Source organism: Arenicella sp. 4NH20-0111 (assembly GCF_040366405.1).
Lineage (GTDB): Bacteria > Pseudomonadota > Gammaproteobacteria > Arenicellales > Arenicellaceae > Arenicella.
In genome coordinates, this window is the sequence record NZ_BAABWF010000007.1 from 187,936 (window position 1) to 202,730 (window position 14,795).

The following is a 14,795-nucleotide window of genomic DNA, read 5'->3' on the forward strand; positions in this document are numbered from 1 at the left end:
TTAGATGCTGAGTGTTTTTGGGTCTGGAATTGGGCGTGGAATTGCAATTGGCAAGGCCTATGTATTGCGTCAAAGCGACATTCAAACACCTCACTATCAGATTGATAAAAAGGACATCACTAAAGAAGCTACCAGACTCAGAAATGCCGTTTTAGACACCAAATCCAAGTACAAAAGTCTACTCAAGAGTTTACCGAGTTCGGCACCTAAAGAAAGTGCGGCATTTATCGATGCTCACATGATGATGTTAAGCGATCCATTGCTCATCGACGAGTCCATTAAAATCATCAAGTCCGAGTTCATCAACGCCGAACACGCCCTTATGCAGCAATCAGGGAATCTGGTCAAAGTTTTCGAACAGATGCAAGACCCCTATTTGAGAGCAAAAAAGACCGACGTTGAGCACGTCACTAACCGCCTTTTACGAAGCTTGATGGGCATTGTTTCGCACAGCTTAGATGAGTTCAATGATGAAGACCTAAAGGGTAAAATTGTCATCAGCAAGGACCTGACTCCCGCTGAAACGATGTTTGTCAAAGAGAGAAAAATTGTTTCGTTTGTTACCGACCTAGGATCGCAAATATCACATACAGCGATCGTTGCACGGAGCCTTAAAATGCCGGCCGTAGTAGGGCTTCATGGCGCAACGAAGTACATCAGTGATGATGACCTGCTGGTGGTTGATGGATTGAGAGGAACCATACTCATCAACCCAAGTGAAGGCGTTTTAAAAGAATACAAACAACGTTTAAGCAAAATCCGACTGCGCGAAAAACAGCTTTCAACATTAACCAAAAAAACCAGTAAAACCGTCGATGGTAAACGCATTCAATTGATGGCTAATGTGGAAACATCTAAAGAGCTTCCGGCGGTTAAAAAATCCAACGCCGCAGGCATAGGGCTGTACCGAACAGAATACTTGTTCATGAACCGCAGCAAAGCTCCCACTGAACAAGAACAGTTCAGAGCATACAAACGAATCGTTACGGCCGTCGAACGACCCGTAATAATCCGCACCTTGGATATCGGGGGTGACAAACGGCTTGATTTTAACTACCCCAATAAGAAATCAAGCGAGTCGCCACTCGGGCTCAGGGCAGTGCGGCTTTGCCTTAACCACGTTGAAGTTTTCAAACCTCAATTGCGGGCAATTCTTAGGGCATCCGCGTTTGGGAAAGTGTCAATTATGATTCCCATGATCAGTAATATTGATGAAGTTGATCAGGTGCTCAGTCTAATTAAGCAGACTAAAGCAGAACTTCGCTCAGAGAATATTGACTACGACAGCCGTGTGAAAGTCGGAGGAATGATTGAGGTGCCAGCCGCCGCAATCATGTCTGATATTTTGGCTAAAAAATTGGATTTTTTATCTATCGGCACCAACGATCTGATTCAGTACACTCTGGCGATAGATCGCGTGGACGATGCCGTAAATTACTTGTACGACCCAATACACCCCGCTGTATTGCAACTGATCAGGCTTGTAATAAAGGCTGGGAACCGAGCACAAATACCTGTTTCGTTATGCGGAGAAATGGCCGGTAATGTGAAATACACGCGATTACTACTGGCGCTGGGCTTACGCAACTTCAGTATGGACGCAAACTATGTTTTGGATGTAAAAGAACAAATCATGGGCGTTAATACCGATGACCTAAAAGGACTGGCCAAAAAAGTCATTTCAGCAAATTCGCCCATCGAAGCCAAAGAACGGCTCGCGGTACTAAACGGGGCAATGCGGGTTAACTAGGTTCGCTGTTTGACCCTAGGCAACCTTGGCGCTTAGTTAACTCATAAAGCACTTACAGTCAGCGTTTTACCACCTGCTTTAGGGGCGTTTCTAAAGGCACTGGGCGTTACGTCCATGTATTTTTTAAAGGCACTATTAAACGATGATTTTGAGCTAAAGCCGCATTCAAAGGCAATGTCCAACACGGTTGTCTCCGGCTTTGCCATCAATAACTCAGAAGCTAACTGGACGCGACGACGGTTGATCATGTCATAAAAGTTGCCGTACTCGCTCTCATTGATTACCTGAGACAGCGCGTGTGGTCCTACGTCAACGTATTCACAGAGTTCGCGCAAACTCAAACTTGCCCGTTGATAAATCTTGTCCTGATCTACCGCGCGATTAAGCTTTTCCACTATTTCTTTATATCGAGCTCTCGAAATGGGGGAATGGCCATACTTCGCTTTTTGCGCACCACCTGCCTCATCATTACCAAACACAGCTTCTCTGAAATGTTCCAAGCCCATTCGTTGAGAATTGATATGCCAAACAATCAGCAAACAAAACCAAACTACCCACGCACTTTGAAAAAGCGAAATCATCATATTCACGAATCCGAATTCATCAAACAAAGCGCAATAAACGACTCTTATCAACGAAATGGCCGCACAAACCAAAACAGCCACCAATAATAGCCGCAGCAGCTCGACCCCTCGGTCTGAAGACGTCGATAAGAGCACTCTATTCTGCGACATCCTTTCCTGCAAAAAGCGTTTACAAGTAGAGTACACCCACCATGTCTGCAGCAGAAAAACGCCGACCGACAATAACATGCTTGTATGCACAATTAACGTGAAGCTCTCTGACAACGTACCACTGGCGAAGGCTAATCTAAGACTCTCATCAACCGTGACAGCTAACGGAATCAGTAAAACCCATCCGATCAATACCAACAGCACGTGGCCTCGGACATTTATCTCCGCTCCTTTCAATCCAATGGATTTGGCGAGCACCAATGCACTTGGCGCCACACACAACGACATCATCATCAGCAATAGCAACCAAAACGATCTGGCGGGAGCAAACGGATTGGTCATCAACCATTCGCAGGCAAACAAACAGGCCAGCAAAGATAAAAAACACACGATGAATGGATAGGAATTTTGGTTCTTATGGGGCACCAGCGCAATGGCCGTAAAACAACATAAACCCACGTTTAGCGCAAACAGTGACAATTGAAATTCGAGCATCATTAAATACCGTCAGAAGTAACAACATGATTCAAGTGCAAACCAACGCCTGAGTAGATCATCTGCAAGCACTTTAAATCCCAAATATTGATCAAAAATAATACACCGCTGACGGCCAGTCATTCGTCCAATCCTATCGGTTTGCACCAATGGTTTTAGGTCTATGTCATGACGGTATGGGCAACCTATGATCTATTTCTACTTCGCTTAATATGATGGTTGACTCTATCGTCTTCACGTTAGGTATGTCGGCCAGTTCACCTTTAATCAACTTTTCATAGTCACGCAGGTCGCGGGCTACCACGCGCAAAACATAATCAAACCTTCCAGCCATGACGAAACACCCTTGAATACGCTCGATACCCCGAATTGATTTTTCAAACAACTCTGCGTTAGCCGTACTATTAAGAGTTAGCTGGACGAACACCAAAGCTGAAATAGCCAGCCCGACTTGATCAAGATCCAAGCGTGTTAAGTATCCGCGAATCATACCTTGGTCTTCAAGACGTCGTACACGCCGCAAACAGGGGGTTGGCGATAAACTGACCTTTTCCGCCAATTCAGCGTTGGTGATTCGAGCATTACCTTGAAGCTCGCTCAAAATTGCTCGATCTACTTTATCCATTACCATAAACTTAATTTAAATATCAAAATTGAAACCTATATTAGCAGAATATATCAATTTAGATTCTGAACATGACTAATTTGGCCAATTACACTCCCAAAGCTCTGTTACAGTTAATTTCGTCAATAACACTAAATCCCTTAAAGATAACGCAATGAGCACAGTCAAAGCTGAAAACTTAGACCACTGGATCCGAAACGGGTTCAGAGATCTAAATACGGATCTCGAAGCGCTTTATAACCAACAACCCAACCCAAACGCGGTTGTTGGCATTGGCCACGAACTCAAGAGGCAGCTTGTCCGCGACGGGACGAAGTTAGTCAGCGACTTATTAAACGAGGGTAACACCGACGAAGGATTCGACAATGGGTTTAATCTCCTAGGAAATGTGGGCTTTTTCATGGCGGCTTGTCGACGCCACGAGGTGTCTGAACTTAATTTACCTGACATTGATGCCGCTTTAAAGAAAGCCGCCGCGCTCTCTCTTCAATTAGGCGCGTCGCTTGGCGTGGTGCCACGTTTCGCCTCGGCGCATTTGGAGACGCATAATCAGGCGATCAACGGTATTAGTAAGTCGTTTACTCATTTAGCCGATGAATCACTTTTTATTGAATACAATACTCGCGGGGTCTTGGCGTTTATCCGAGCCTCCGAGGCGCTGCTTAATATTCTTCCCTTGGGCGTATCGCACCCCATAACGCACGACTTACTGGTTGTTGCTAAAAGAGCTCTGGATGACGTTGTCAAAAACAATCAAGCTTTGTTCGATCAATTAGACACTGATCGGTTTTTCTTCAACATTAGGCCATATTACAAGCCTCACTATGTTGGTTTACGCGAATACAGGGGCGCAAACGCAGGCGATTTTTCTGGAATTAACGTGATCGACTTGCTGCTTGGCCTTTGCAGGGCAGATGACGCTTACTACTCTCAACTTTTAGTGGATAAATTCCTTTTTATGCGACCTGAGGATCAACTGGTTCTTCGTGATTGCATGCGCCGAACGAGCCTCTTAGATGAGTTTCTAGTGAGCCTAAATGAAGGAAAAAGTGATACCGATTGGTATCAACGCAACCTATCGGAGTTCCTAAAGGTTTGTAAAGCACACGGAGATACAGCCATTCAGCACCACACCATGCTTATTGAAAAATTCATTGAAAAACCGGCGGAAAAAGCCTCTCTCACAGACCAGCAAGACCTCACAGCAAGCGGCCCTCCTCTGCCGATCATGCTTAAAGGTCTAAAAAAGCTTTGCGATCTCCGGTCTGCCGCCAACGTGGATGGCTTGAATACACGTCATGATGACCTCATGACCCTGCAACGGAGTATTGAGGAGCGGAACTATGCACGGTAATATTTCCACTCTCTTCCACAAGCCAGCGGATAGTCACTACTTTTTAACCCACTCAATTGGGTTGCAGCCAAAACAAACATCATCCGAACTGCAGAACCAATATTTACATCCTTGGCAAACCGGGTCAGAAGATATTTGGCCACAATGGTTGGAGACTATCGACGCGTTTAAAGCCGCGCTTGCTAAACTCCTGAATACGTCAGCGCATTTACTTTGTCCACAAACTAATGTCTCAAGTGGATTATCGAAAATTGTATCTTCCCTCCCGAAAAAACCGGGAAAGTCAGTGATCGTCGCGAGCGAAACCGACTTCCCTTCTACCGGTTTCGTTTTAAAGCAAGCTGAAAAAATGGGGTATACGCTACGAATTATAAGCAAAGATCAAGACTTACAAAGCCCTGAAGTGTGGTCTGAACACTTGAGAGGCGACACAATCATGGCATTGATAACACACGCCCAATACAGCTCTAATCGCCTAAACCCCATCTCGGAAATAGGATCGCTCTGCCGTGAAAAAGACATTATCAGTGTGGTCGACGCGGCTCAATCGATCGGGATTTCAAACATCGATTTAACGTCATTGAAAATCGATGTTTTACTTGGCTCATCAATCAAATGGTTATGCGGTGGCCCTGGCGCTGGATTCTTATGGGTCAATCAATCCACTTTAGAGCGATTAGAACCGTCAGATGTTGGCTGGTTTTCTCATCTCAATCCATTCGAATTCGATATAAACAGCTTTATCTACGCTGACGATGCATCGCGGTTCTGGGGTGGCACGCCATCAATTGCTCCGTATATCTGCGCAACCACCAGCCTAAATCTACTATTAAAGTTAGGCCTCGACCACATCATCGATCACAATAGGCAGCTCTGCCAAACAATAATGGATAATGTTCCTGCACGCTTCATCGCCAGCCCACTAGACCTTAGCAAGAAAGGTGGCACCGTCGTATTATCACTGCCCGACAGCAACGCGTTTCAAGAGCGCCTATCTAATCGGAAAATTCTGCATGATTGCCGTGAATATGGTGTCCGAGTATCGCCGCATATCTATACCACATCGGCCGATATTGAACGCTTGCTGAATTGCGTTTAGCCAATTTTCTTTCCAAAGCGCTCCCCACAATTCAGGCGAGCGCATTGCCCTAGCGCCCATACTGATAGCCGCATCTGATGCCGCTTAAGCGCCTCCATGGATTGGAGGTAAGCAGATCTCAGAATGTCACCCATGTGAGTATTCAAAATAAAAGACACACAAGTTTGCATTGATATGAGTCAGCGAGTCTAGCATTTAACATCGCGTATCAATTCGGCCACAGTGTTTAACAATTTCCTCCTCGCCTCCTCCCTATACTGCGTGTACCACTTCACCAACACGTGAGAACACTATGAATCAAATGTTACAGACGATCCAAGATGCGCTAGGCCCCGTGGCCTCCAGCACACTTGGGCACGCCTTGATAGGCGTTGCAATTCTGCTTATCGGACTCTTTGTGGTCAAATTGATTACAGGAGTATTCGAAAAACTATTGACTAGCGTTGCGTTTTTCAAAGAACACAACTTGCTAGGACCAATAGTGTCGTTAGCAAGAGCGATACTGACCATCTTTGTACTCATGGCCGTACTTCAACATTTTGGCCTGACGGACGTGTTATCGCCGTTAAAGAATATGGTTGATCAATTCTTAGCCGCGGTACCTCGTATCATCGGTGCGTCAGTCGTCGCCTATGCCGGTTGGGTCATCGCCAAGATTGTTTCTGAACTTGTTGGCGTTGGTCTTTCTCGAGTCGATGAGCAACTTGCCTTGAAGTCAGGCAACGAAGATCTGAAGGTTTCAGGGTTCGGCAGCGCATTTATCTTCGGCGGCATACTATTGCCCATTATCGTAGCGGCGCTCGGTGTTCTTAATATCCCGTCAATCACGGTACCTGCCAGTGGCATGATCAACGAATTAATGGCAGCGGTACCGAACATTGTTGGTGCAGGAATCATCCTACTGGTCACCTATTTCGTTGCCAAATTCGTTGTCTACATGCTCACCGGTTTACTCGACGGAATGGGGGTTAACGAACTGCCATCGAAGATGGGTATAGACAGCCTGTTCTCTGACACATTTACCGCCAATAAACTGGTAGGGTCATCGGTCATGTTCTTTTCAATGTTGACTGCGACAACCGCGGCCATCAACACACTTGGCATCGAAGTTATCTCCAACATCTTCGCCAAAGTACTCGAATTTGGTGGCGGAATCTTGGTCGGTGGCGTGATTTTGGTTATCGGCAACTTCCTCAGTAATCTTGCCCACCAAAAGCTCACTGAATCAGGGAGCGCTGGAATTGCAAACATTGCCAGAGTTGCGATTTTAGGATTGGTACTTGCCATGGGACTAAGATCCATGGGCCTCGCCGATAACATAGTCAATATGGCGTTCGGATTTACCATTGGCGCTGTTGCCGTCGCCACGGCCCTAGCTTTTGGCCTTGGTGGTCGTGATGCCGCTAAGTCGGTGGCCGACAACTGGGCGTCAAAGATCACAAAAAAATAGACTGAAACTCTCGAGCGCGTGCGCAAAATCGGGCGCGCTTGCATTTAAATTTATCTCAATAGGGGAAAAAATATGATTGAACTCATTATTTCATTGGCTAGTGGAGCTTTAGGCGGAAACGTTGCAGGCAAGGTACTAAGCAAGTTTGACCAAGGCACGTTACTCAACTCGATTTTAGGAATTCTAGGGGGCGGCGTTGGCGGCAGCATCCTGTCTTCATTAACCGGCGGCGCAGTGGATGCTGGCAGCGCAGCAAGCATTGGTGGAATATTAAGTAGTATTGCCTCTGGTGGCGTGGGCGGCGGTGTTCTGATCGCAATCGTTGGCGTCATTAGGAACGCCTTAGGAAAATAATAGTTTAAGACCTGAAGCCGTGTTGAGTAGCCTGCGGTTATTCAACACGGTGCTGTTACCCCCCCCTCCTTCGTCTGACTTAAAACTCAGAGTAATTCTTTAACTCGGGTTTTTAGCGCCGGAAGCACCTCTTTATCAAACCAAGGGTTTCGACTAAGCCAACGATTGTTTCGAGGGCTTGGATGTGGGAGCGGCATATTTTCTGGCCAATGGTCTCGCCAACCTTCGACGATGGATGTTAGGGTTTGATTCTTCAAGGTCGGCAAATGCCATTTCATCGCATATTGCCCAATGATTAGCGTCAATTGAATGTTAGGCATCCGCGCTAACACGTCAGTTCGCCATTGATCCGCGCACTCCGCTCTCGGAGCTAAATCGCCCGATCTGCCTTTTCCAGGATAACAAAACCCCATAGGCAAAATCGCGATCTGTTGAGGGTCATAAAACACCTCCTTAGTCACCCCAAGCCAATCCCTTAATCGCTCTCCACTCGGGTCATCAAATGGAATTCCGGTACGATGGACCTTAGACCCTGGTGCTTGACCAGCAATCAAAATTCTTGCGTTCTTTCCTACCTGCAGAACCGGGCGAACACCATGGTCCAATTGATCAGCACAAATATCACATTTTCTCACGCGCTGAAGCAATGCTTGTGTGCTTAAGTTAGCTAGATCGCTCATTACGGACTTCCTCTCTGTATTTTTTCGGTGGCATACCAAACCTACCTTGAAACGCTCGAGTGAACGAGGACGGAGACCGATAACCCGCTAGGTTGGCTACTTGTTGAATCGAACACTGAGTATCGCCCACTAATGCCAGCGCCTTTTGCAAACGCCATTCTGACAAATACAGCATTGGCGACTTACCAACCAACCCTTTAAACCGCTCGGCAAAACGGCTTCTGGACATCGCCACCTCACTGGCCAATGCATCGAGAGACCAGGGATACTCAGGGCTAGAATGGATTAAGCTCAACGCACGCCCTACACTCCGGTCATTTAATGCATGAATAAGCGATTTTTTCGGCCCGTTTTCGTCAATCCCTAGGCGCAACAGCTCAATGAACACCACCTCAGATAATCGCTTGATGGCGGCATTAGATCCAATCGATGATTCATACGTAATCCGACTGATCATCCGTAAAGCATTATCTAACAACGGATTTTGAGCTCGCATACCGGACCGCACCACCACGTAACTTGGGAGTGCGTTTATCAACGGATGTTCAGCTTTCGAGCGAAAGTTAAAGTGTCCGCACACCATCTGGGTGCTGTGATCCTGACGCCCATTTCCGAGCACCAGCACACCCTCACCTCGATAGCCGCTATCCGTCAACACGGTTTCTAATGCGGGCGCTTTTTCTTTAGGGCTGTCCGCAATCACGTGGGAACTCCCATAGGGAATCAGGATTAAATCGCCCGCATTTAACTCAACCTTATGGTGTGAATCGACGCAAATAAAACTTTGACCTTGAATCACAAAATGGAACCTGGCGGCTTGACTGTGCTTTGGCACAGTAACCGCCCACGGCGCTGAAAATTCAGTACGAAAATACAAACTACCTTTGAGGTCAATCGTATCTAAAATATCATCCAATATATCCATCCAGCCCTCAATCCAAACTGTCAGTTAATGAGCCTTTTTCCTATCGCGAGCTCACGCTCGTTGACAAAACGAAGACAACCCTAGCTAGACAACACTTAAACCAGCAAATCGACCAATAAGAAAAATTGCACAAACAATATCCAGTATAAATCACCGCTAAATCAACGTGCTCAGCACGACAGAACACGTAATACCTACTCTAACATTAACCATGTAAAACAGTTTCAAACGCATGAGCATAGCGCTTAAAGTTTAACAAGGTATTGGCGTCTCCAACAGTGGGTAGCATGCACACAGCGTAGTTGACATGCCACCCAGAGGCCTATCGCCAAGCGGCGACTGAATACTTATTGACGAAACACTGGCTCTCTAATTTAAACCAAGATTCGCTTGATTCCGATAGAATGTAAACAATCGATTACTAGAGCTCAGACACAGCCGTGTGTTTGATTTTAGACCAGTTTTTCTCCGCTTTTTGTATGGTTCCGGCCACGTCTTTCTGAAATGCATTAAAAATATCTTCGTTGAGAAAAACGTAAAGCTTGTTATCTATAACTGCCGAAAATTTAGGATCTCCATCGAACTTTTTACCAACCGAGGTACCGTACGTGCAAAAGCCGCCGTATTGAGGAATAAACGCCTCAGGGTTTTTCTTAAATAACTTCGCGTTAGCCTTTGAAGAGAAATAATAGGCCACCCCGTCGTGGACTTCGGTAAATTCGGCACGCCCTAGCGCGCGATTGCCAATGATATTGAACGCCACGGGATCCACACCATGTAAACCCAAAGGCTTTCCAGCGGCCGTTAATCCAGTTGACGCATTGTATTCATCGGCAGCTCCAACTAAAGCAGGAGAACTCGCCAAACTAATCGCAGTGCAAAGTGAGGCTAAATTTTGTTGAAACAATGTCATATTGATACCCTAGAATGTATTTAGTTATATGTTTGCCCAAGTGACAAACACAACTCCATTTTGGTTTTCTTGGGATGTTATGACAATAGCCTGACAGTGAGACCGGATCTAGTGCACGAAACTTGGGACGATACGCATAAATTTGAATTAAAGAACGCTTTTTCTAGAGCTCTCGATAAAGCGACGCTAACCGTTGCTTAACTTTGAAGAGTTCTTTTCCAACCATAATATGGTTTCGATGTATCCAGTAAAACGACGAAGATATTGTGGCGAAAGATCTCGCATCTGAATCAACGATTTTATCGCCAACATCTTAGGGTTATGAGGACCAGGATTTTCCGGGCTATCATTGATCGCTTTGTCGATAATTTGATCAACATTGAAGTACTTCATAGATTCACGAAAATACTTCATTGATTGTAATTCTAGTTGCTCTCCACTTCCGTCTGTTTTCGTCGGCAAATCAAATCCTGAATCTTTCCTAATTTTTAGCTCTTGCTCATCAAGAAGTTCGTCAAACGTAAGGCTTTTATGCGTGCTCTCACTTTTTTCCAAACGCGCATTCATTTGGTTTTTCAGTTGCGCAAGCGCGTGAACGTGTCTCAATCCTTTTCGACGCTCCTCCAGGCGTAAGCCCATCAGCGAAAGCTGATTGAATTTACACTCATCAAACAATATTTTTGCTGACTCCTGATGATCTGGAAAGTCGTCGGCTATCTCTGAGAGGATCTTTTGAGCTGACTTTCGGCAAGTGCTTAAGTCTTCTCTATACGCCTCGATCTTGCATTTTAGTGTTTCAAACTCCACCGATTGAGACGCACTTGAATCCGATTCCAATCGCCTACGCAAACGTGAGATCGCGGCAAACCGAATGGGGGCAAAGTTGTCGGCTGACTGCGAGAGCAAGTCGGTCATAGCTTCATCTAATACGGATATGTTCATTGCCTAATCGACGTCTTAAGATCCCCGTCGGTCAACACAGGTTCGTTGGCGCCCGTTTTGTTTTTTGGTACTGGCGCCATCTCCACACGCCTGTTTCTGGAACGCCCCATTTCATCGGCATTATCTGCTACGGGGCTCTGCGCACCAAAGGCCGCCGCAAACACCATATCAGCCGGCATACCCTCGTCGATCAATGCTCGAGTCACGGTTAATGCCCGTTGCGCTGAGAGCTCCCAATTATCCGAAAACGCGCGATTACTGCCACGTATTGGGCGATCATCAGTGAATCCACTCACCATTAGCATTTGCTCTCTATCTCCTAAAAATACCTGTAAGGGATCAACCAAACTACCCAGCAATGCCAAGCCTTCAGCTTGCAACTGATCGGAGTTAACCGCGAAAAGTACGCTGCCGCTTATGGCGATGCGCCCATTTTCAAGCGTTACGCGGCCGTTCTGAAGAGGGTCTGCCAACGCCTCTTCCAATGCCATTCTGCGCTGCTCTTCGGCTTGTCGCTTTGCGGTTTCAACTTTAAGGGACTGAGCCAGTTCCAGTTGGAAGCCAAGTGCCCAAATTAACAACAGCACAAAAACCCCGACCAAACCAGACATGAGGTCGCCAAAGATTGCCCAAATGGGAGGTGCGTGCGAAGAACCGTCGTCTAAGTCATGCATTAGCCTGCCTCTTTAACCACGGTCTGGACTCGTCGCTGGGCTCGCAAAGCGTCTATTATTTCCTTTTGAGATAATAGATTGTGATCAATGATTTCCCGCGCTTGCGCTACGTAGTACCCTAACTGCTCATCACTTCGGCTACTGGATTTTTCAAGCGACAGTTCAATCCGAGTAAGGTTTTCAATCAGTTGACTGTTAGACTCACTGAACAATTCCACCGCCGCATTAAAGGCATCACCTAACCCTGATATCTCATTGCTACTAACAGCAAAATGGTGCGCTACATCGGCCAGCCTTGAGGTTTCACTCTCCACTTTTTCACCAAACTTGTTGCCGACCTTATCTAACGTCGTCATTGAACGATCTATCAGGGTATCAACCGCTTCACGTTGTCCCGTTGCACTGGCTTCTAAGGTGTCAGAAAGCGCCCCTAGTTGCTGCATCAACGTGGCCCTTTCGGTTAATAATTCATTGTCGCGAGCCAAATTCTTCGTCATTTCACCACGCAGCTTTTCAATGACGTCAGCGGCCGCTTTTGGCGTTTGAGAAGCGGTTTCAATCAATCGACCCAACGGCTCTTCTAGCCCGGCTCCCAACGAGATTAAGTGCTTGGTGACCACCTCTTGCAGCTCACTCAGGCGATCAATAGCGATGTCATTACGCCGGCCTTCATCAGCCCTTAACTCGGCCAGCTCCTCACGAATAGTCACGCCTAATTGAAGAGCACTATCTGACTGTTGCTTAGCCCAATTGTCACTGGTTTTCTCAAAACTACTAATCAAGCCCTGGCTACGCTCCCTGAATTCCACGACCGAGGTATCCACCGAGGACTTAACGGCATCAGTCAGCATCTGCGTGGCCTCACTCTGTGCCACAATATTAGCGTCCAGAGCTTGACGCAAGATGGAGCTGTTGTGTTGAGCTGAATCGGTCAGCGCAGAGAGCTGACTCTCGCCGATCATTTCAAGTTTTGCTTGTGTGGATAGAGCAACATCACTCATATGAGATAACGTTGTTTCGGCCAAAGGTTGAATATTTGAGGATAAAAGCTCTGCGTTCTGCTTTAGGCTTTCCTTTAAGGAGTTTCCGACTAATGAGCTCAATTCTCTATGCGTTTCCAACACCGAAGCTTGGAAGCGCTCTTGGTTTTCAAAAAGACGATCTCCTATCCGATCTCCCATCGCCCCCAGACTTCCGGCAAGATCAGTCAATTGTTGCGCTACCAAAGGCAAGGCTTGGGCTTGGTCTTGAATCGCCTGAAACGCAAGCTTTTGATGGTGGATGCTTGAGAACTGCGCCAACTCACTCACAAGCTTAGTATCTAAGTGTTGACTGGCTTGCAAACGCTCTCTGCGACTAATGGTGGACAACAGGCCCAACATAGCCGACGCCGCCACACCGGCAACCGAGGTACCGAAAGCTAACCCCAATCCTTCAATCGGCGCGGCTAAACCCGCACGTATTGCTTCAAGCTCACTCGTACCTTCCAACGCCACCACCGCGCCCTTTAACGTGTCAACCATACCAATAAAAGTGCCCAGTAAGCCCAGCATCACCAAGAGCCCCACCAAGTATGGGGTTGCAACCGGGCCCGGCAACGGGTTTCGTTGGCCCTCCACGCGAATACGCACTGCATTTTGCAAACTAAGCTCTATGGTCGACAACCAAGTGGCTAGGTCATCCACTGGTTCTTGCAGATTTTGTAAGGCGTTCAATAGTGAGCCCGTTGACCGTCGATAAACAGCAAGCTCCCAGCTGCCAATAACAAACACGCCTCCGATCAGAAGTGTTACGCCAAACCCCAACAAATCAGTGCCCATAAAAAGACGGCCAATCCAAAGAATCGCCAACAATCCCAGCGCGAAAGCGCCTAAAAACAAATACCTAGTCATAATGAGATGTCTACTTGTTCGTTAAGTGCTTCCAGCAGGCCCAACACAGGCTGAAGGCGCACGTCAAATTCAGCGAGCAACAGTTCTCGCATTTCTTGATAAAAAAGATCGAGCCATTGCCCCTTCATGACCCAGTTTTTAGAAATATCGTCATAGTCATTTGCCTTGCCTTCATGGCCAGCCAACAACCGTTTAAATCGGTGTTCAAGCAGTTTGGTGGTGGTGCTGAACAAGTTCCGTGATTCCACTTCAAAGCTCTGTTCGAATAGGCTGTCAAGCTCAGCCAACTGAGCTAGCGACGGCGAAAAACCGGCCAATCCAGCTCGAACGCGCACCCTAAGGTTATCAATATTGGCCGACATTTCGACCTGATGCGCAATGTAGAATCGACGATAGGGCTCATAGGTTTTAAGTACTTCTTCGCGAGTCCCAATCACATTGCTCGGGACCGTCAATTGGCCTTCGATCACTTTTCCATCAAAACTATACGCAATACTCTTCAAACACTTCTCGCGTATATCCAGCACATCGGCTTGTAACGTTTTGACGTTATCAACTGAAGACCCGACCGCACCCTTTGCTAAGTTTCGCAATGCGCCGGCCAGTGTTATCGAACCGGAAAAACCCAAGAGGCTACCTAGGCGATCGGCTAAATTGAACTCTGCTGAATTCAGCTTAGCTTCAGATAACTCGCTTAGCAGCCCCACATAGCGAGATCGCTCAGGCAGTGTCGATGAATGTAATGGAATCATAAAGAAGGGCAAGACCGATAGTTAGCCCGTAAGCTAAATCGCAGTCAGACAGTGACCTGAGGCCAAACTAGACATACTTGAACGCGTAAAATAAGAATGACGCGGGATTATACAAGAATTCAACGCAGGTATTTACCCCCCTACACTCAATACCCT

General features: G+C 46.8%; 14 protein-coding genes. 5 read left to right on the forward strand and 9 right to left on the reverse strand.

Annotated features, from left to right (window positions below):
- The first annotated feature begins 4 nt into the window (after positions 1 to 4).
- The gene (gene ptsP / locus ABWW54_RS14910; protein ID WP_353413345.1) at positions 5 to 1,750 is read left to right on the forward strand and encodes a phosphoenolpyruvate--protein phosphotransferase; all 1,746 of its coding nucleotides are present in this window, start codon (positions 5 to 7) and stop codon (positions 1,748 to 1,750) included.
- A 41-nt stretch (positions 1,751 to 1,791) separates the two neighbouring features.
- Here the strand turns inward: ptsP and ABWW54_RS14915 are convergent, their stop codons facing one another.
- A complete protein-coding gene (locus ABWW54_RS14915) occupies positions 1,792 to 2,982 on the reverse strand; it encodes a helix-turn-helix transcriptional regulator (RefSeq protein WP_353413347.1) in 1,191 nt (396 codons plus the stop codon).
- 163 nt (positions 2,983 to 3,145) lie between these two features.
- A complete protein-coding gene (locus ABWW54_RS14920; protein WP_353413349.1) occupies positions 3,146 to 3,604 on the reverse strand; it encodes an Lrp/AsnC family transcriptional regulator in 459 nt (152 codons plus the stop codon).
- Between the two features lie 154 nt (positions 3,605 to 3,758).
- Between ABWW54_RS14920 and ABWW54_RS14925 the strand changes: the two genes are divergently transcribed.
- The 4 genes from ABWW54_RS14925 (at position 3,759) to ABWW54_RS14940 (ending at position 7,861) form a co-directional block, all read left to right on the forward strand.
- On the forward strand, positions 3,759 to 4,958 hold the full coding sequence (locus ABWW54_RS14925; RefSeq protein ID WP_353413350.1) for a PrnB family protein: 1,200 nt from the start codon (positions 3,759 to 3,761) through the stop codon (positions 4,956 to 4,958).
- Complete coding sequence (locus ABWW54_RS14930) at positions 4,948 to 6,057, forward strand: aminotransferase class V-fold PLP-dependent enzyme (protein ID WP_353413351.1); 1,110 nt, start codon at positions 4,948 to 4,950, stop codon at positions 6,055 to 6,057. Before ABWW54_RS14925 ends, ABWW54_RS14930 begins: the two co-directional genes overlap by 11 nt.
- A gap of 292 nt (positions 6,058 to 6,349) precedes the next feature.
- Positions 6,350 to 7,507, forward strand: coding sequence for a mechanosensitive ion channel (locus tag ABWW54_RS14935; protein WP_353413353.1), 1,158 nt, complete (start codon positions 6,350 to 6,352; stop codon positions 7,505 to 7,507).
- 72 nt (positions 7,508 to 7,579) lie between these two features.
- Positions 7,580 to 7,861, forward strand: coding sequence for a hypothetical protein (locus ABWW54_RS14940; protein WP_353413355.1), 282 nt, complete (start codon positions 7,580 to 7,582; stop codon positions 7,859 to 7,861).
- A gap of 86 nt (positions 7,862 to 7,947) precedes the next feature.
- On the opposite strand, the gene ABWW54_RS14945 is transcribed toward ABWW54_RS14940, so the two are convergent.
- From ABWW54_RS14945 to ABWW54_RS14975, 7 genes are all read right to left on the reverse strand, one after another.
- Positions 7,948 to 8,541, reverse strand: a complete 594-nt coding sequence (locus ABWW54_RS14945) for a uracil-DNA glycosylase family protein (protein ID WP_353413357.1) — start codon at positions 8,539 to 8,541, stop codon at positions 7,948 to 7,950.
- Entirely contained in the window at positions 8,525 to 9,466 is a 942-nt protein-coding gene (locus tag ABWW54_RS14950) for an AraC family transcriptional regulator (protein ID WP_353413359.1), read from the reverse strand. Before ABWW54_RS14950 ends, ABWW54_RS14945 begins: the two co-directional genes overlap by 17 nt.
- Before the next feature lie 421 nt (positions 9,467 to 9,887).
- Positions 9,888 to 10,379 (reverse strand): YHS domain-containing (seleno)protein, encoded by a 492-nt coding sequence (locus tag ABWW54_RS14955; RefSeq protein ID WP_353413361.1) that lies wholly within the window; start codon positions 10,377 to 10,379, stop codon positions 9,888 to 9,890.
- Positions 10,380 to 10,565: 186 nt separating this feature from the next.
- Entirely contained in the window at positions 10,566 to 11,321 is a 756-nt protein-coding gene (locus ABWW54_RS14960; RefSeq protein ID WP_353413363.1) for a DUF2894 domain-containing protein, read from the reverse strand.
- Complete coding sequence (locus ABWW54_RS14965) at positions 11,318 to 11,995, reverse strand: OmpA family protein (RefSeq protein ID WP_353413365.1); 678 nt, start codon at positions 11,993 to 11,995, stop codon at positions 11,318 to 11,320. Before ABWW54_RS14965 ends, ABWW54_RS14960 begins: the two co-directional genes overlap by 4 nt.
- Complete coding sequence (locus ABWW54_RS14970) at positions 11,995 to 13,887, reverse strand: hypothetical protein (RefSeq protein ID WP_353413367.1); 1,893 nt, start codon at positions 13,885 to 13,887, stop codon at positions 11,995 to 11,997. The genes ABWW54_RS14965 and ABWW54_RS14970 overlap by 1 nt, the downstream gene beginning before the upstream one ends.
- Positions 13,884 to 14,639, reverse strand: coding sequence for a DUF3348 family protein (locus ABWW54_RS14975; RefSeq protein ID WP_353413369.1), 756 nt, complete (start codon positions 14,637 to 14,639; stop codon positions 13,884 to 13,886). The genes ABWW54_RS14970 and ABWW54_RS14975 overlap by 4 nt, the downstream gene beginning before the upstream one ends.
- Positions 14,640 to 14,795: the final 156 nt, after the last annotated feature.